Consider the following 16,998-nt stretch of genomic DNA (forward strand, 5'->3'; position numbering starts at 1 on the left):
GCCGGACATAATCGCGGTCATGGATTCTGTTTCGGCGCGGAAGTTCGCAGCTGACTGGGAGGCGGCGTGGAACGCCCATGACCTGGACGCCCTGCTGGCCCACTTCGCGGACGAGGTGACGTTCCGGTCGCCGGTCGCGGCGCAGCTCGTCGGTGGCGACGGGGTCATCCGTGGCAAGGAGGCGTTGCGCGCGTACTGGTCGGAGGGGTTGCGACGTATCCCCGACCTGCGGTTCGAGGTCGTGGGCACGTACGTCGGTGTCGACTGCGTGGTCATCAACTACCGCAACCAGAAGGGCGGCCTGGTCAACGAGGTGCTGATCTTCGACGGCCCGCTGGTGGTCGAGGGGTACGGCGCCTACCTCGGCGACGACGCGAACCCCGCCGGCGCCACATCCGACTGACCCGAACCGCGCCGTCGCCGGAGCCACCCCGCAGGGCTCTCCCTATTCGTCGGTCAGCTTGTCGCCCGTCTTCGCGGCATCGGGGGTGAAGCGCTTGACGATGTCGTCGTAGAGCTTGGCCTCCTGTTTGATGGTCGCGATGCTGTTGGCCATGGTCGTGCGGAACTTCACCAGGTTGGTCTGGTCGGCCAGGTCGAAAACGCCGATCATCGCCACCGCGCGTTTGTGGATGGCACCGTCGTCGGACCAGGGCAGCCACGCCCATTTCTGGTTGTCGTCGAGGTACTTCTTCAGCTCCGAGAGGTTCTTGATCGAGGTGTTCTTGTACGCGATGAGGGCCGCGTTCATGGCGAGGAGCGCCACCGACACCCGTTTGAACGACCGGGTGAGGTCGGTGACGTTGCGGGCAGGGACATCGCGCCAGTACTTCGCGAACGCGTCGATCGCAGGTCCCTCGTTCTTCTGGAGCGCCGCCTTGATCGCGTCTTCGGGGTTGAGCCGGTTGAGCTCCTGCTCGACCTCGCGATCGCCCCAGGACTCACCGCTGACCTTGAAGTTGATCTCGTCGTCGGTCGGCCAGCGGAACTTCATCGCGCCGTCCGACGTCCAGCGCTTGACCAGGTCCGCCAGGTCACCTGGCAAGGTGATGGTCTCCGTCATCAGCCACCTCGATTCTGGGTCTTGTCGAGTGCGTTGAAGACGGCGGTGATGTTCTTGTCTTCGACGGCCTTGGCGTTCAGCGCCATCCGGTCCAGGCCATGGCCGCCATAGCCGGCCTGCTGAGAGGTGGCGTCGACCGCCTTTTCGGCGGCCTCGTACACCGTCTTGAACGTGGTGAAGAAGTCCTTCGTCAGGAAGACCTGCCACGACTCCGGCTTGAAGTCGTCGAGGGTCTGGTACGTGAGCGTGTCGGGGTTCGTCAGCAGCAGCAACGACATGCGTTCGTGGGCCGGCCGCGTCGTCGATGCCGGCCACGAACCGTACTGACTCCCACCTGCCGGGTTGTAATGCTCATGGGTGTCGTCGGTAGCGGAGCTTATGCTCTGCGCCGCCTCCGCCAGCGAACTCTCGTCGTATTTCGGCATCTGAATACGGACCTCTCTCGCCGGACCGTCGACTACCGGCTGCTCATCAGGCCGGCTATCAGGCGATTGATCTCTTCCATGCGAAGGGAGTACTCCGCGTTGATCTCTTCCAGCTTCGCGCGCAGCTGGTCCTCCGAGGCCACCGCCGGGTCGTGCTCGCCCAGCCGGCCGAACCAGTCGCGCTGCGCTTCGCGTACCGCCTCACGGGTCAGTTCCTCAAGGGCCTGCGCGCCCTTCCGGAGCGCCCGCGGATTGATCGCCACGGTGTCGACAAGACCGTCGGTGCCGATGGTGACCTTCACGCTCTCGTCCTCCGACGCCCCGTGCCCGGTAGGGGGCGAAGCAGGAGCGACCGGCCCGCCCGGCCAGGCCCTACCGCTCGATTCGGGCGTGGCACCTCGTCTGGGGGGACGACTGCGTGTGTCATCCATGAACGGCACCATCCTCCTCGTACGGGGTGGCTCATTCAGCGTGCGATTCGGCGTGGCTGAAAAACGGTTAGAGGTTAACAGAAATGTCGGTAATCACATGGCATCTCGTGATAACTCCGGCGCACCGATGATTCCCCTCGGACGAGCGGGCGGACCCCGCACGGAATCCGCCCGTTGATCGCTTCGCGGCCGGGCCGACGGCCGTCCGCCCGGAGGTCAGGAGTCCAGCACCCGATCGACGAAGGAGGCGAGATTGACCAGGGTGCGATCGATCTTCGCCTGGAGGGGGAGGTCCTCCTCGAACCGGGCGCCGAGGCCGGTCTCCTTCTTGCCGCGTACGTACAGCGAGCAGGCCAGGTCGGCGCACATGTAGGCGCCCACGGTGTTGCCCTGCCGTCCAGCCGCACCCGCGCGCGGCGCGGCCAGCAGGGACACTCCCGTGCCCGGGTGGGTGGTGACGCACAGCGAGCACACCGTGGTCTTGGTGAAGCTGCGGCGGACACCCTGGGGAGCGCGCAGCGTGACACCGACCAGGCGGCCGCCGTGCTCGACCACGATGTATCCGCGGTCGGGCGCACCGGGGTCGCGCCAGCCCAGGAAGTCGAGGTCGGCCCAGGGCTGGTCGGACAGCGGCTTGGGCAGGTTGATGCGCTTCGTCTCGCTCTTGGAGCAGTTGACGAAGGAAGCGCGGATGTCGGTTTCGTCGAGCGTTTCCATGATGGCCGCAAGCTAACAGCAGGTGAGAGCGCACGTCGCCCGAATATTTGCTGCTCAGCCCCGCTCCGACGCACAGACGCCGGCGCGCGGAGTGGCGTAACGGGAACTTAACGCGCCGGCCCCTCCGGGAGAAACAGGCCGTGAATAACGTGCCGGCAGCGATCACCAGGAGGGCGAATGGACGACGCGGTGGATGCCGGATCGCGGCTTCACGACATGGTCGCGACGATCACCCGCCAGAACACCGCACTGCGCGAGGCGCAGGCACGGATGAGCGAGCTGCGCGGCACCGGCCGGGCCGCCGGCGATCGGGTGACGGTCGAGGTCGACCGGTTCGGCGCGCTCACCGGGCTGCGGATCGACCCGCGGGCGCTGCGCCTCAGCACCGAGGCGCTCGCCGAGGCGATCCTCGACGCGGCGCGGCAGGGCGTACGGGACGTACGGGCGCGGGCCGACGAGATGATGCGGCCACTCGTCACCGGGTCGGCGGGCGCGAACGCCGTCGCCGATGCCGACCTCGGCGGGCACGACCTCGACGACATCCTCGCCGCGCTCCGCGACGTACGGCACGACCTGCGCATGTGACCCGGCAGCCGAGTGGAGAGCCGATGCACATCGACCACACCGAACTCGAACACGCGGCACGGGCCTTCGTGGCCGAGGATCGCGACCTCGCGTCCCTGGTGAACCGCCTCCTCGGGAAGATCGACGATCTGGGAGACATCTACGGCGACGACGACGCCGGCCGAGCGGCCAAGGCGGGGTTCGCCACGGCACGCGAGAAGACCGCCGAGTACTCCGGCGCGCTGTGCGCCGCCTACGGCGCGGTCGGCGTCAACCTCGCCCTCATGAGCACGGACGTGGGCCGGGCGGACTGGGACGGCATCGCCGCCCTGCCCCGGGTCGATCGGACGAGCGTGCCGCGGTTCACCTCATGACGCCGGAGGACGTCCTGCTGTGGGTCGCGGGTGTGCGGATGCCCAAGGCCGACAGCCAGGGAGCGCGGACGATGGCCGGCTACTACCGGAGCATCGCGGACGCCGTCGACCGGAGCGGTACGGCCATGGAGAAGGTCGCCGGCCAGGTGAAGAGCCACAACGACGGTGACGGACCCGCCGCGTTCCAGCGGTACTGGGACGGGCCCGCGCCCACCGGAGCGGTCCCTCCGTCGGCCTGTCCGGCCGCCGTCTCCGGGTACGCGCGCGAGGTCGCCGAGCAGCTCGAGCGGTTCGCCAAGGTCAACGACGAGATACGCGCGGCGCTGTGGGTGCTGGCGATCCAGATGTACGCCAACATCATCTTCACCATCTGCTACGGCTGGCTGACCGGCGCTCTGGAGGCCCGGTTGCTGATGCTGGTCGGGCAGGCCCGCTGGTACGGCAGGATCCGCAACGGCCTCGTCCAGCTGCTCGTCAAGCGGGTGATCTACGCCCTGGCCGACAGCGTCGCGTACGCGGGCGGGCAGCAGGCCCTCCAGCTCGGCATCTACGGCACCAGCCTGGCCGCCGGCGTCGACCACGAGACGCTGACGAAGACGGCCGGCTACGACCCGCTGTCGGTCCGGGCGAACGCCGTGCAGCTCGCCGACGGGTTCGCCGGCAACCTGGCCTACGACGCCGTCGCCGACGCGCTGCCCGGGCTGAACCCCGCGTCGAGGTACCGGCAGACGTTCGGCCGGTACTTCCTGCGCCGGCCGGGCGTCGCGGGCGCGGTCGGCGGCCTGACGACGCGCCTGGCGGCCTCGAACACCTATACGTACGCGAGCAACGTCACCGACTCCTACCTGGAGGGCGACGGCGACGGATGGACGAAGCCGCCCACACTCCGGCAGGAGGCCGCCAAGCTCTTCATACACGTGCCACGGATCTTCGTGAAGTACCCACTGCGCTGGAAGAACCGACCGGACGTCGGAGCCCGGACGGCCGGCCCCGGCACGCCCTGAGCCGTCCGGCCCCCTCAGGAGGTGGTCTCCCAGCCGCGGCGGGGTGGGCGGTTGCCGAGGCCCGTGAAGAACTCCCGCAGGATCACGTGCCCCATGGCGAGCGCGAGCGCCCCGTCGGTGCCGGGCTGGGCGGCCAGCCACTCGTCGGCGAACTTCACGTTGTCGGCGTAGTCGGGCGAGACTGCCACGACCTTCTGGCCCCGGTAGCGCGCCTCGGCCATCCAGTGCGCGTCCGGCGTACGCGTCCGGGCGAATCCGTGCTGCCCGGCTCGCCCGTCCGGGGCTCGGCACGCTCCAACGATCCGCCCATCGCTCGGAATCCTCCGGGCACCTCATGTCGCAGGGCACATGACCGATGCCTGTTCCCGGTCTGCGGCGGTGCATTCATGATCGACCGCCCTGGCCGAACCAACTCTGGCCGACACGATCGGCCGGCGACAGGGACCTTGGTCCTGCTAGAGGCGGGCCCGACTTCCCCCGCTGGGACACAGAGTTCGAAAGCCGAGGTGGTCGCCGGCCCCCGGGCATGTCGTCGCCGGATCGACACGCGAGGCGGATCGATCCGGCGAGATCGGAGAGGGCGAAGCGGCGGGTGGGTCCAGCCCCCCTCTGCTGCGAAACCCGCTCAGCCAGTCGGTTGCACGATCCGCTGACTCGTACGCCCGCTCTCACCTGCGGCTCGGCTTGCCCCCTTCATCCGTTATCTGCCCATTTCAGCGCTCGACTCGATAGCGCAGATGAGTGACCTTGGCCCCGTTGATGATCGTGGGATCGGAGAGCCGGACCTCGTTGACATCGTCGAGGTAGCGGATGCCCTCGCCCAGGAGCACCGGCACGAGATCCATCCAGACCTCGTCCAGCAGCCCTGCCCGCAGGCACTGCTGGGCGAGGTTCGCGCCCGACACGCTGACGATCCCCTCGCCCGCGACCGCGGTGGCCTTCGCGACGGCGCTCTCCAGGTCGCCGACGAAGGTGTACGGCGCCTCGGTACGCGCGGGCCAGTCCTCAGGCGGCGGCCGGTGGCTGACCACGAACGTCGGCACGCCCAGCGGCGGGCGGCCACCCCAGCCACGGGTGTGGTCGAACAGCCGGCGGCCGCACACGAAGGCGCCCCGGCGTTCGATCATCTCCCGCCAGTGCCGCGCGCTCGCCTCGGAGACGCGCAGCGTCAGCGGGTAGCCGGGCGGGCGCACCTCCACGTCACCGGAGTGATGCCAGTCGAAGAGCGGGCCGACCGAATCGTCGGGCCGGGCGACGAAGCCGTCGAGGGACGTGCAGAAGCTGGAGATGACCGTGGCCATCACTCGCCGCCCTGAGAAGCACGCGGTAGGTCCCCGCCGGTCACCTCGTCCAGGCGATCCATCGACTCGACGATGCCGTGCTCCATGCCGCTGGCGAGGGCGGCGTCGCGCGCCTCCACGGAGGGGAAGACGGTGTGGGTGTGCAACCGGGTGCGGCCGCCGAGGTCCTCGTAGGTGGTGCAGTCGACACTGACGACGTCCGGCGCGCCCGCGTACTCGAACGTCTGGACGATCCGCTCTTCCGGGACGACGGTGTGGAACACGCCGCGGAAGGCGTACTCGTTGCCCGCCGCGTCGCGGTGCACGTAGCCGTAGGATCCGCCGGTGCGCGCGTCGTAGGAGTGCAGGTCCATCTCCAGCTCGCGCGGTCCGAGCCAGCGTGCGACCAGCTCCGGGTCGGTGGACGCACGGAACACCTTGGTGCGGCTCGCCTCGAACTCGCGTACGACGTCGATGAACGGCGTGCCCGGGGGCGCGGTGATGGTCGTGGGGTTCATTGGTCCTCCATCTCCTCCAGTACGGCGTCGAGCCGGCGGTGACGCCGTTCGACCTCCAGCCGATAGGTGTCGATCCAGCTCGTGAGCGCCTCCAGCGCCGCCGGGTCGAGGTGGCAGGGACGCCGCTGGCCGTCGCGGCTGCGCGTGATCAGCCCGGCCGCCTCCAGCACCTGGATGTGGCGTGAGATCGCCTGCTTGGTGATGGAGAAGGGCTCGGCCAGCTCGTTCACCGTCGCGTCGCCGCGCGACAGGCGCGCGACCAGAGCACGGCGTACCGGATCGGCCAGTGCGGCGAACGCGCGGTCGAGGCGCCCCTCAGCTTCGTCAACGGTCATCTTTATCAACCAAACTGTTTATCAACGAACAGGTTGACTATAAGCCGTGAGGTCGAGGGTCGTCAAGGCGTGTGAAGCCGCGAGCGAGGAGTGGAGAATTAGGCGACGATGTCCCCAGCGTCATCGTCGGCTCCCGCTCGTTGGATCCTTGAGGACAAGCCGGTACGAGCGTGTTTCGCCCATGACGGGACCGGTGAGGTCCATATCGAGGAGGAGAGACCGCTGGCGAGCATCGCCATTGAGTTGCACGACGTCGACGGCGACGAGGCCGCGCGGCGCATCGACGAATACCACGATCTTTACGCCGAGATCTATGCCGGAGAGCCGTACTCCTGGGGGCCGGAGTACGCCGAGCTGTTCCAGCGGCGTTTCGACACGCACCGGCAGCAGGCCGGGTTCGCGCTGGTGGAGGCCAGGACCACGGGCACCCTCATCGGGCTCGGTTACGGCATCTCGCTGTCACCGGCGATCCCGTGGTGGCAGAACCTCATCACGCCCATCCCGCCCGAGGTCACCGACGAGCCGCCCGGCCGCACCTGGGCGCTGACCGAGCTCATGATCGGCGAGCGGTGGCGGCGGCTGCACCTCGCCGAGGCCGTGCACGACCGCCTGCTCGGCGGCCGTACGGAGGAGCGGGCCACCACGACCGTGCTGCCCGCCGCCACGGCCGCACAGGCCGCCGTGCTCAAGTGGGGCTGGGAGAAGGTCGGCCGGAAGCGCAACCCGCTGCCCGGAGCACCGGTCTTCGACGTGCTGGTGAAGACGCTCGAACGGTAATGGAATTCACCTTGCTCGTCACGCGTTCGTACATGCGTAACCGGGCTAGGGAGGACTCGTGACGGACCAGACGCGGCTGTACACGCTGGCCGAGGAGATTCCCGAGCTGGAACGGCCGGTGCTGCTCTACTTCCTGGACGGTTTCATGGACGCGGGCGCCGCGGGCCGTCTCGCCGCCGACCACCTGCTGAGCTCCATGGATCCCCGGACGGTGGCCACCTTCGACATCGACTCGTTGCTGGACTACCGCTCCCGGCGACCGCCCATGGTCTTCGACACCAATCGCTGGGTCGACTACAAGGCGCCCGAGCTGAGCCTTCGGGCCTGTGAGGACGCGGTCGGCGTGCCGTTCCTCGTGCTGTCCGGGCCCGAGCCCGACCGGTCGTGGGAGGCGTTCAGCGCGGCCGTGGTCGAGCTGGTCCGGCGGCTCGACGTGAGCCTGTCGGTCGGCCTGCACGGCATCCCGATGGCGGTGCCGCACACCCGCGAGACCGAGCTGACGCCGCACGGCAACCGGCCCGACCTGCTCGGCGAGAGCACGTCGTGGATCACGCGGGTCGAGGTGCCGGGCAGCGCCGGCGCGCTGATCGAGTACCGCCTCGACGAGGCGGGACACGACGCGATCGGCTTCACCGCGCACGTGCCGCACTACCTCTCGCAGGCGGAGTACCCCTCCGCCGCGATCGCCCTGCTGAACGGCGTCACCGCCGCCACCGGCCTGGCCTTCCGCACGGCCGAGCTGGAAGAGGCCGCCGCGCGGGCCAGGAAGCAGATCGACGACCAGGTCGCCGCCTCCGAGGAGATCGCCGAAGCGGTCCGGGGGCTGGAGGCGCGGTTCGACGCCGTGGCGGCGGCGAGCGACAACAGCCTCCCGATGGCCGGCCCGAACGCGCGCATGCCGGACGCCGAAGAGATCGCGGCCGAGTTCGAGCGGTTCCTGGCCGAGCAGGAGGAGTAAGAGCCCGCTCCAAGGGCCCGACGCCCGCGGCATCGGGCCCCGTCGATGACCCCGTCAGCCGCCGCAGGCCGCCTTGAGATGGACGCCGGCGGTGGTCAGCGGTGCCGTGTCGGGCATCTGGGGGGTTCCTCCGCTGCCCAGCGCCTTCATCTGCTGGCCGAGGCTGTCCATCGCGGACGCGGCCTCGTTGGCCGCCTTCTCGACGTCGTCGTCGCCGGAGTCCTTGCCCTGCTCGCGCATCTGCTGGGCACCGCTGGAGTACGTCTCGGCAAGGGCGCTCGGATTGTTGATCTGGGTCATGCCCGTCTTGCTGACGTTTCCGATGGTCTGCTGAAGCTTGTCGCAGGCGGACTTCTTCTGCTCGCTGCCGCCGCACGCGGTCGCGGAAAGCGCCAGGGCGGCGGTGACGACGCTGACCACGGTGATCCGCACGCCTGAAGTGCGCACTGAAATCGACTCCTCGCTGTCGGGGGTGGGGCCGGCCGTACGGGTGGCTCGGCCGGACCCTCCCTTCGACACCTCAGGGGTCACATCGGTTCCGTCTTTTCACTCGCGATCTGCCGCGGCACGCCGGACTTCGGTCGCGATCCGCCGTGCCGCCCCCGCCGGGTCGTCCGCCGCGTGCCGGCGGCCGTCGCGAGGGCACCACTTGAAGAAGCCGTCGCGTACGTCGATCGAGATCCACAGGCGGGGGTTGCGGCGGCTCTGACGCACGGACACCGCCGGCTTGGCGTCGCTCATGCCCACGTCGAGCCCCAGCAGCGCGAGCTCCCGGCACAGTGCCGCGAGCAACCGGAGTTGGTCGCTGTGCTCGATGCTGATCGCCCCCGTGCGCTCGCCGGGCCACCAGCATCGCGCCGCCGGGCGTCGCGTGGCGAGCGTGTCGCGGCGGCGTTTTCGACGTCATTGTCTACTCTCCGTCTCGACTTCGTCTCCCTAGGTAATGGAATGCCGTTATCCTGTGCCGCGGATCCGACGAGAAAGGGGCGGACGGTGTCCGGTCGGCCGATCCTGCTCCAAATCCTGCTGCGGCAGCGGCAGTGGCATCGCTACGGGCTCTTCCGCGCCGCCTACGACGAAGCCGCACGCCGGATCGACCCCGACCTCGTGGGCACGGCGCCGAGCCGGGCGCAGCTGCATCGCTGGACCTCCGGCGAGCTGAAACGCCTTCCCTACACCGACCACTGCCGGGTGCTCGAGCACATGTTCCCCGGCTGGACGGCCGATCAGCTGTTCGGTCCGTGCCCGGACGACGTCCTGACCCCGCCGCCCTCCGCGGACGCCCGTGCCGACGGGCCGATGGCCGACGTCGCCGCCGTCTTCCCCACCCGGGCCGACTTCACCGGCGCGGTTCCGCCGTACGCCCTGTTCGACGCCGCCGCCGACATCAGGGCCGTCGGCCTGTCGCTCAACCTCATCTGCCAGCAGTACCCCGACCAGCGCCTGCACGGCCTCATCGAGAAGGGCACGACGCTGCGCTGCCTCTTCCTCGACCCCGACGGCGAGGCCATCCGGGCACGCGAGCGCGAAGAGGGCTACACCGACCATCACCTGATCACGCTCACCAGGCTCAACATCGAGGTGCTCTCCCGGCTGCGCGCGCGGCTGCCGGACGCCGCACGCGACCGGCTGTCCATCGCCGTCTACGACGAGACCATCCGGTTCGGCATCGTGCTGGTCGACGACACGACGTGCGTCGTGCAGCCCTACCTGCCGCAGGCCCGTGGCGTCGACTCGCCGACCTTCCTGCTGCGCAGGTCGTCCGAACAGCCGGGCCTTTACAACACATTTGAGCGGATTTATACCGAGTTATGGGAACGGAGTCGGCCGGTATGACGGCGTCCCCCGGAGCGCTGGTGCCCGTCGCTCTGGAGGCGGTCGCCCTCGCCGGCGACCTCATCCGGTCGCGGCGGCCCGGCACGCTCACCGCCAAGGGCGACCGCGACATGGCGAGCGAGCTGGACTTCGCGGTCGAACGCGCCGTCCGTGCCCGTCTGCGGCTCCGCACGCCCGAGGTGGCCGTCCTCGGCGAGGAGGAGGGAGTCACCGGACGCTACGACGGCGATCTGCTGTGGGCGCTCGACCCGATCGACGGCACCGCCAACTTCGTGCACGGCATGCCGCTGACCGGCGTCTCCCTGGGCCTGCTGCGCGGTGACCGCCCGGTGCTGGGCGTGATCGACCTGCCGTTCCTCGGCGCGCGCTACTGGGCGGTGGAGCACGCCGGCGCCTACGAGGGCGACCGGCGGATCTCCGCGAGCCGTACGGGCGGCCTCCGCGAGGCGATCGTGGCGATCGGCGACTACGCCGTCGGCGCGGGCGCCGAAGAGCAGAACGCCCTGCGCCTCGCGCTCACCGAGCGGCTGGCCGGCCGGGTCCAGCGCGTGCGCATGCTCGGCTCGGCCGCCATCGACCTCGCGTGGGTCGCGGAGGGCAAGCTCGACGCGTGCGTCGCCCTGTCGAACAACCCCTGGGACACCGCGGCCGGCGTCGTCATCGCCCGTGAGGCCGGCGCCGTCGTGATCGACCTGGACGGCTCCGACCACACCGCCGCCTCGACCGCCACGATCGCCGTCGCCCCGCGTGTGGCCGGCGAACTCCTCGACCTCGTCCAGTCCTGGCGGCAGGTGGCCCCGCCGCACGCCCGCGGCGCCTGATCGGGCGGTGGTCATCCCCTGCCGAGACTCACCGGTCAGCGGTAGGCGTCGTAGCCGAGCTTGACCGCGACCGCCAGGCCGCAGACCACCACGACCACCCGCAGCGCCTCGCCCGGGAGCCGGCGTACGAGGGAGGGGCCGAGCCAGCCGCCGGCCAGGAAGCCGGCCGCCAGCGGCAGCACGGCGACCCACCGCACCGGGCCGAAGGCGGCGAAGCCCAGCGCGGCGACCCCGTTGCTCAGCCCGGCCACGACGTTCTTGACCGCGTTGACCCGGATCAGCGGGAGTTCGAGCATCGCGCCGAGCACCGCGAGCATCAAGATGCCGCCGGCCGCGCCGAAGTAGCCGGTGTAGATCGACACGGCGAACACCGCGAACCGCAGCGGCGCGCTGTGCTCGCCCCCCACGGCGGTCGCGACGGCGGTGATGCGCCGCTGCGCGAGCAGCACGAGGCAGGCCGCCGCGACCAGCACCGGCGCGACGTACTCGAACGCGCCGGCCGGTGTGAGGAGCAGCAGCGCCGCCCCGGTGGCGCCGCCGAGCGCGGTCAGCGCGCCGATGCGTACGACCCGGCCGGACTGACCGGCCAGCTCCCGCTGCGAACCGGCCGCGGCCCCGACCGCGGTGAAGAGCAGGGCGACGGTGTTCGTCACGTTCGCGCTCAGCGGCGGGATGCCGAGGGCCAGCAGCGCCGGATAGGAGACGATCGACGCGAGGCTGACCACCGTGCTGACGACTCCGGCGACGATCCCCACACCAAGCAGAATCAGGACATCGGTGACGATCACCATGCAACCCAAGCACAGAGGACATCCGGCCCCGGCCTCGCCCCGTCCGCCGCCCGGCCGGTCCGGCGGTTCGGGCGGCATCGCGGCGGTAAGAGTGGCATGACCCGCCACGGGGCGATTGGTTGCGACAATGGGCGACGTGCGCATCGGCATCCTGGGCCCGCTGGACGTGCGGGACGAGGCCGCGCGGCCCATCGAGGTCAGTGGCCCGCGGCTGCGCGCCCTGCTGATGCGGCTGGCCGTCGACGCCGGGCGCACCGTGCCGGCCGACCGGCTGATCGACGACCTGTGGGGCGACGCGCCTCCGGCCGCCGCCGCCAACGCGCTCCAGGCACTGGTCTCCCGCCTGCGCGGCGTGATCGGCCACGACACCGTCGAGTCACGGCCGGGCGGCTACCGCCTCAGCGTCGCGCCGGACCAGGTGGACGCGGTCGTGTTCGAACGCCTGGTGGCCACCGCCCTCGCGACGGACGATCCGGCCACGCGGGCCGAGGAGCTGCGCCGCGCGCTCGGCCTGTGGCGCGGGCCCGCGCTCGCCGACGTCTCCAGGGCTGCCTTCGCCGCCGCGCCGATCGCCCGGCTGGAAGAACTGCGTGTCGAGGCCGCCGAGGAGCGGTTCGAGGCCGACATCGCGCTCGGCCACGCCGCGCGCCTCGTGCCCGAGCTCGAGGAGCTCACCACGCTCCACCCGCTGCGTGAGCGGCTGCGCGGGCAGCTCATGCGGGCGCTGTACGCCGCGGGCCGCCAGGCCGACGCCCTCACCGTCTATGAGGACGCTCGCCATGCCCTCGCCGACGGCCTCGGCGTGGACCCCTCACCGGAGCTGGCCGCGGTGCACCTGTCGATCCTGCGCGGCGCGCCGGCGGCGCGCCCGGCGGCGCCCCCGCCCACGCGCGAGCCGGAGCGGCGGACCAACCTGCCCGCCCGGCTCACCAGCTTCGTCGGCCGTACCGAGGAGATCGAACGGATCGGCGAGCTGCTCATCACCCACCGGCTCGTCACGCTCACCGGCCCGGGCGGTACCGGCAAGACCCGGCTCGCGGGCGAGGCGGCGGGCCGGATGGCGGCCACGTCGCCCGACGGCGTGTGGTTCGTGCCGCTGGCGCCCGTACGCGGAGCGCTCGACGTGCCGCAGGCCGTGCTCGTCGCCATCGGCATCCCCGAGACGGTCCGTCTGCTGGAGGCCCGGGAGATCACCCACCCGCTCGACCGGCTCGCCGACGCGCTGGCCACCAAGCGGCTGGTCCTCGTGCTGGACAACTGCGAGCACCTGCTCGACGCGGTCGCGACGCTGGCCGATCGGCTGCTGTCCGCCGCGCCGGGCGTACGGATCCTCGCCACCAGCCGCGAGCCGCTCGGCATCACCGGCGAGGCGCTGTGCCCGGTGCCCTCGCTGGCGCTGCCCCCCGAGGACGCCGGTGCGCACGACGCCCAGGCGTACGACGCGGTGCGGCTGTTCATCGACCGGGCCAGCGCGGTACGCCCGGGGTTCGCGCTGGACGCGGCCACGGTCGAGCCGGTCGTCCGCATCTGCCGGGCGCTGGACGGCGCGCCGCTCGCGATCGAGCTGGCCGCCGCGCGGCTGCGCGCGCTCACGCCGGTGCAGGTCGCCGACCGGCTCGTTGACCGGTTCCGGCTGCTCAACGTCGGCAGCCGCACCGCCCTGCCCCGCCACCAGACGCTGCGCGCGGTCGTCGACTGGAGCTGGGACCTGCTCGACGACGCCGAGCGCCGGGTGCTGCGCCGCCTGTCGGTGTTCGACGGCGGTGCGACGGTGGAGAGCGCCGAGGAGGTGCTCGGCGAGGACGTCATCGACCTGATCGCCTCGCTGGTCGACAAGTCGCTGGTCATGGCCACGGGCGAGAGCGACGTGCGCTACCGGCTGCTGGAGACCGTGCGAGCGTACGCGGCCGAGCGGCTGACCGAGGCCGGAGAGGACGAGCGCCTGCGCGACGCCCACGCCGCGTACTTTCTCCGCCTCGCCGAGCGGGCCGAGCCGGAGCTGCGCGGACGCGACCAGCTGCGCTGGCTCGACCGGCTGAACACCGAGCGCGACAACTGCAACAACGCGCTGCGCCACGCGATCGAGACCCGCGACGTGGAGACCGCCGTACGCCTCATCGGGGCGCTGGCGTGGTTCTGGATCCTGTGCGACTACGAGGCCGAGGCCGGGCAGTGGGCGGTCGAGGTCTGGAGCCTCGTCGACGGCGACCCGCCGCCGGGTGCCGAGGACGCGTACACCATCTGCGGCTTCACGGCGGCGCTGGTCCAGGAGATGTCCCGGGAGGGCGGCCCCGATCCGGAGAGCCTGCGCGAGCAGATGGAGAAGATCGTCGCGCTGCGTGCGGAGCCCTCCACGCATCCGATCCTGGCCATGGTCCGTCCCCTCGCCGCGATCTTCTCCGGCGACATCGACCTCGCCCTGCACGAACTCGACCTCATCGGTGACCATCACGATCCGTGGACGAGGGCGGCTCGCCATGTGTTCATCGCGTTCCTGACCGGGAGTGGAGGCGACATCGACCGGTCGGCCCGCGCCGCGGCCGAGGCACAGGCGGGGTTCCGGGAGATCGGTGACCGCTGGGGGCTCGTCAGCGCGCTGTCGGGCATCGCGGAGGTGCGTCTCGTACGCGGCCGGCCCGAGGAGGCGATCCGCGCGCTGGAGGAGGCCTACGGCTACACCGTCTCCGGCATCAGCCCCGACCAGGCCGCGACCCTCCGGATCCAGCTCGGCCGGGCACGCGCCATCGCGGGCGACTTCGCGGGGGCGCGCGTCGACCTGGAGGCCGGCGCGCGGAACGCCGAGCGGATCGCCGAGCACGCCGACGCGGCCCGGGGATGGCTGTTGCTCGGCGAACTCGCCCGGTGGGAGAACGATCTGGAGCGGGCGCGCGAACTCATCGACCGTGCGATCGCCCTCATCGAGAGCAGAGCGGCGCGGCTGGACTTCGGCACCACCGCGGCGATGGTCTTCAGCAAGCGCGGCAGCCTCGCCGAGCAGGAGGGCGACCTCGCCGCCGCGGCGCGATGGCACGACCGGGCGATGCGGGCGATCAACGAGATCGCCCTCATGCCGATCGACCGCCTCATCGGCTCGCTCGTGCAGGGGCTGGCGGCGCTGGCCGCCTGCCGGGGCGAGCACGTGCGCGCCGCCGAACTGCTCGGCGCCGCGCACACCCTCCAGGGCGAACCCGACCCGTGGAACCTGGAGATCGAACGCGCCACGACCGCGGCCCTCGCCGCACTCGGCCGGACGGCCTTCGACGAGGCGTACGCCCGTGGCCGCGAGACCACCCGCGACCAGGCCATCGCCCTTCTTTAGACCTTCCGGCCGTACATCCATACGGCGACGGGGAAGGTCGCGATCACCATCCCGGCCGCCCACGCGAGCGTGTACCAGGCGTGGTCGCCGACCGGTCCGCCGACCATCAGCGCGCGCGTCGCGTCCGCCAGGTGGGTCACCGGGTTGACCTTCACCCATGCCTGAAGCCAGCCGGGCATCGTCCCGGTGTCGGCCAGCAGGACGCTGCTGCCGAAGGTCAGCGGCATCGCCCAGATGAACCCGAGGCCCTGCACGGTCTCCGGTGACGGCGCCACCAGTCCGACCAGCACCGAGACCCAGCAGACCGCGAAGTACAACGCGTAGGCCAGGCCGAACGCCGCGAGCACCGACAGCGGGTTCGTGTGGAAGCGGAACCCGAGCAGCGATCCGAACGCCGTCAGCACCACCATCGACACACAGAACCGGACCGCGTCGCCGATCACCGCGCCGATGAGCGGCGCGGACCGGGCGATCGGCAGGCTGCGGAACCGGTCGAACACCCCCTTGCGGATGTCCTCGCACAACGACGTGCCCAGGCCCATCGAGGCGAACATCCCCATCTGCGCGACCAGGCCGGGCAGCAGCTGCTGCAGGTACGCGTGGGTGCTGCCCGCGACCACACCGCCGAAGACGTATAGGAACAGCAGGAGGAACACCACCGGCATCAGCGTGACGTCGATGAGCTTCTCCGGCGAGTGCTTGAGCTGCGTGACGTTGCGCCAGGCGAGCGTCAGCCCGTTGCCCAGCGTCCGTGACGGGCCGATCCTCTTGCCGGCGGTGATCGCGGTCATTCGTCGTCTCCTTCGGGTTCGGCGTGGTGGCCGGTCAGGCTGAGGAAGACCTCGTCCAGGCTGGGCCGGCGCAATGCCAGGTCGGACGCGACGACGCCGGCCTCGTCGAGGCCGCGCACCACCGCCGTCAGCGCCGCCGGGTCGTCCAGCGGCGCGGTGACCAGGCCGGTGTCCTCATCGGTCTCGGGCCGCGCGCCCGTGACCCGGGCGACGACGCCGACGATCTCCGGCATGCGCGCCCGGTCCCGCGCCCGTACGGCGAGAGTCTGGCCGCCGACCTTCTCCTTCAGCTCCTCGGAGGTGCCGTCGGCGACCACCCGGCCGTGGTCGAAGACCACGATCCGGTCGGCGAGCGCCTCGGCCTCGTCCAGCTGCTGTGTGGTGAGCAGTACGGTGGCGCCGTCGCGCACCAGTTGCCGCACGGTGTCCCAGACGGCGTTGCGCGCCCGCGGGTCCAAGCCGGTGGTCGGCTCGTCCAGGTAGATCACCTGCGGATCGTTGACGAGCCCGGCCGCGAGGTCGAGCCGACGCCGCATGCCGCCGGAGTAGGTCTTGGCGGCCCGGTCGCCCGCCTCGGACAGGCTGAACCGGTCGAGCAGGTCCCGTGCCCGCCGCCGCGACTCGCCACGGCCGTGGCCGACGAGCCGGGCGATCATGATGAGGTTCTCCACGCCGGTCAGCTCCTCGTCGACCGAGGCGTACTGGCCGGTCAGGCTGATCAGCCGACGCACCTGCGCGGCGTCCTTGACGACGTCGAAGCCGCAGACCTCGGCTCTCCCCTCATCCGGCTTGATCAGGGTGGCCAGCGTCCGTACGGCGGTGGTCTTGCCGGCACCGTTCGGCCCCAGCACGCCGAGCACGGTCCCGCGGCGCGCGAGGATGTCGACGCCGGCCAGCGCCTGGGTCTCTCCGAAGCGTTTCTTCAGGCCTTCGGCCCGTATCACGTGTTCCATGCCGAGTCTTCCGCTAGTTCGTCTCGTGCGTGACCCACGGT

General features: G+C 70.9%; 21 protein-coding genes and 1 pseudogene. 9 read left to right on the forward strand and 13 right to left on the reverse strand.

Going from position 1 to position 16,998, the window contains the following annotated elements; translation table 11 throughout:
* The first annotated feature begins 19 nt into the window (after nt 1–19).
* On the forward strand, nt 20–403 hold the full coding sequence (locus tag OG417_RS02140; RefSeq protein WP_329248882.1) for a nuclear transport factor 2 family protein: 384 nt from the start codon (nt 20–22) through the stop codon (nt 401–403).
* Nucleotides 404–445: 42 nt separating this feature from the next.
* Here the strand turns inward: OG417_RS02140 and OG417_RS02145 are convergent, their stop codons facing one another.
* The 4 genes from OG417_RS02145 to OG417_RS02160 all read right to left on the reverse strand — a co-directional run bounded on the left by OG417_RS02145 (nt 446) and on the right by OG417_RS02160 (nt 2,636).
* The gene (locus OG417_RS02145; protein WP_329248886.1) at nt 446–1,063 is read right to left on the reverse strand and encodes a hypothetical protein; all 618 of its coding nucleotides are present in this window, start codon (nt 1,061–1,063) and stop codon (nt 446–448) included.
* A complete protein-coding gene (locus tag OG417_RS02150; RefSeq protein ID WP_329248889.1) occupies nt 1,063–1,488 on the reverse strand; it encodes a hypothetical protein in 426 nt (141 codons plus the stop codon). The genes OG417_RS02145 and OG417_RS02150 overlap by 1 nt, the downstream gene beginning before the upstream one ends.
* A 32-nt stretch (nt 1,489–1,520) precedes the next feature.
* Complete coding sequence (locus tag OG417_RS02155; RefSeq protein WP_329248892.1) at nt 1,521–1,931, reverse strand: YbaB/EbfC family nucleoid-associated protein; 411 nt, start codon at nt 1,929–1,931, stop codon at nt 1,521–1,523.
* Between the two features lie 204 nt (nt 1,932–2,135).
* Nucleotides 2,136–2,636, reverse strand: coding sequence for an FBP domain-containing protein (locus OG417_RS02160; protein ID WP_329248895.1), 501 nt, complete (start codon nt 2,634–2,636; stop codon nt 2,136–2,138).
* Between the two features lie 177 nt (nt 2,637–2,813).
* On the opposite strand from OG417_RS02160, the gene OG417_RS02165 reads away from it, so the two are divergent.
* Genes OG417_RS02165 through OG417_RS02175 form a run of 3 tightly spaced genes read left to right on the forward strand, consistent with a single transcriptional unit; the run spans nt 2,814 to nt 4,578 of the window.
* Complete coding sequence (locus OG417_RS02165; protein WP_329248898.1) at nt 2,814–3,221, forward strand: YbaB/EbfC family nucleoid-associated protein; 408 nt, start codon at nt 2,814–2,816, stop codon at nt 3,219–3,221.
* Between the two features lie 23 nt (nt 3,222–3,244).
* Complete coding sequence (locus tag OG417_RS02170) at nt 3,245–3,574, forward strand: hypothetical protein (RefSeq protein ID WP_329248901.1); 330 nt, start codon at nt 3,245–3,247, stop codon at nt 3,572–3,574.
* Nucleotides 3,571–4,578 (forward strand): hypothetical protein, encoded by a 1,008-nt coding sequence (locus tag OG417_RS02175; protein WP_329248903.1) that lies wholly within the window; start codon nt 3,571–3,573, stop codon nt 4,576–4,578. Before OG417_RS02170 ends, OG417_RS02175 begins: the two co-directional genes overlap by 4 nt.
* A 65-nt stretch (nt 4,579–4,643) precedes the next feature.
* Here the strand turns inward: OG417_RS02175 and OG417_RS02180 are convergent.
* From OG417_RS02180 to OG417_RS02195, 4 genes and pseudogenes are all read right to left on the reverse strand, one after another.
* Nucleotides 4,644–4,823, reverse strand: a pseudogene (locus OG417_RS02180) (molybdopterin-dependent oxidoreductase); the annotation flags it as partial.
* A 468-nt stretch (nt 4,824–5,291) separates the two neighbouring features.
* Nucleotides 5,292–5,879, reverse strand: coding sequence for a dihydrofolate reductase family protein (locus OG417_RS02185; protein WP_329248908.1), 588 nt, complete (start codon nt 5,877–5,879; stop codon nt 5,292–5,294).
* Entirely contained in the window at nt 5,879–6,376 is a 498-nt protein-coding gene (locus OG417_RS02190; protein ID WP_329248911.1) for an SRPBCC family protein, read from the reverse strand. Before OG417_RS02190 ends, OG417_RS02185 begins: the two co-directional genes overlap by 1 nt.
* Nucleotides 6,373–6,711 (reverse strand): ArsR/SmtB family transcription factor, encoded by a 339-nt coding sequence (locus OG417_RS02195; protein ID WP_329248913.1) that lies wholly within the window; start codon nt 6,709–6,711, stop codon nt 6,373–6,375. Before OG417_RS02195 ends, OG417_RS02190 begins: the two co-directional genes overlap by 4 nt.
* 108 nt (nt 6,712–6,819) lie before the next feature.
* On the opposite strand from OG417_RS02195, the gene OG417_RS02200 reads away from it, so the two are divergent.
* Together OG417_RS02200 and OG417_RS02205 are read left to right on the forward strand one after the other, a co-directional pair.
* Nucleotides 6,820–7,488, forward strand: coding sequence for a GNAT family N-acetyltransferase (locus tag OG417_RS02200; RefSeq protein ID WP_329248915.1), 669 nt, complete (start codon nt 6,820–6,822; stop codon nt 7,486–7,488).
* A gap of 58 nt (nt 7,489–7,546) precedes the next feature.
* Nucleotides 7,547–8,446: a proteasome assembly chaperone family protein gene (locus OG417_RS02205; RefSeq protein ID WP_329248918.1), complete on the forward strand. Its 900-nt coding sequence runs from the start codon at nt 7,547–7,549 to the stop codon at nt 8,444–8,446.
* Between the two features lie 54 nt (nt 8,447–8,500).
* Here OG417_RS02205 and OG417_RS02210 read toward each other — a convergent pair whose 3' ends face one another.
* Together OG417_RS02210 and OG417_RS02215 are read right to left on the reverse strand one after the other, a co-directional pair.
* On the reverse strand, nt 8,501–8,893 hold the full coding sequence (locus OG417_RS02210) for a hypothetical protein (protein ID WP_329248921.1): 393 nt from the start codon (nt 8,891–8,893) through the stop codon (nt 8,501–8,503).
* 99 nt (nt 8,894–8,992) lie between these two features.
* Nucleotides 8,993–9,238 (reverse strand): hypothetical protein, encoded by a 246-nt coding sequence (locus tag OG417_RS02215; protein WP_329248924.1) that lies wholly within the window; start codon nt 9,236–9,238, stop codon nt 8,993–8,995.
* Between the two features lie 201 nt (nt 9,239–9,439).
* Between OG417_RS02215 and OG417_RS02220 the strand changes: the two genes are divergently transcribed.
* Together OG417_RS02220 and OG417_RS02225 are read left to right on the forward strand one after the other, a co-directional pair.
* Complete coding sequence (locus tag OG417_RS02220; RefSeq protein WP_329248926.1) at nt 9,440–10,282, forward strand: DUF5919 domain-containing protein; 843 nt, start codon at nt 9,440–9,442, stop codon at nt 10,280–10,282.
* A complete protein-coding gene (locus OG417_RS02225; RefSeq protein WP_329248929.1) occupies nt 10,279–11,103 on the forward strand; it encodes an inositol monophosphatase family protein in 825 nt (274 codons plus the stop codon). The genes OG417_RS02220 and OG417_RS02225 overlap by 4 nt, the downstream gene beginning before the upstream one ends.
* A 35-nt stretch (nt 11,104–11,138) precedes the next feature.
* Here the strand turns inward: OG417_RS02225 and OG417_RS02230 are convergent, their stop codons facing one another.
* Nucleotides 11,139–11,894 (reverse strand): sulfite exporter TauE/SafE family protein, encoded by a 756-nt coding sequence (locus OG417_RS02230; protein WP_329248931.1) that lies wholly within the window; start codon nt 11,892–11,894, stop codon nt 11,139–11,141.
* Between the two features lie 136 nt (nt 11,895–12,030).
* On the opposite strand from OG417_RS02230, the gene OG417_RS02235 reads away from it, so the two are divergent.
* On the forward strand, nt 12,031–15,213 hold the full coding sequence (locus OG417_RS02235) for an ATP-binding protein (RefSeq protein WP_329248934.1): 3,183 nt from the start codon (nt 12,031–12,033) through the stop codon (nt 15,211–15,213).
* Here the strand turns inward: OG417_RS02235 and OG417_RS02240 are convergent.
* Both OG417_RS02240 and OG417_RS02245 read right to left on the reverse strand, forming a co-directional pair.
* Nucleotides 15,210–16,004, reverse strand: coding sequence for an ABC transporter permease (locus tag OG417_RS02240; RefSeq protein ID WP_329248937.1), 795 nt, complete (start codon nt 16,002–16,004; stop codon nt 15,210–15,212). The two genes, OG417_RS02235 and OG417_RS02240, sit on opposite strands and share 4 nt — an antisense overlap.
* The gene (locus OG417_RS02245; RefSeq protein ID WP_329248940.1) at nt 16,001–16,957 is read right to left on the reverse strand and encodes an ATP-binding cassette domain-containing protein; all 957 of its coding nucleotides are present in this window, start codon (nt 16,955–16,957) and stop codon (nt 16,001–16,003) included. Before OG417_RS02245 ends, OG417_RS02240 begins: the two co-directional genes overlap by 4 nt.
* Nucleotides 16,958–16,998: the final 41 nt, after the last annotated feature.

It is taken from the genome of Actinoallomurus sp. NBC_01490 (assembly GCF_036227085.1).
Taxonomy (GTDB): Bacteria; Actinomycetota; Actinomycetes; order Streptosporangiales; family Streptosporangiaceae; genus Actinoallomurus; species Actinoallomurus oryzae.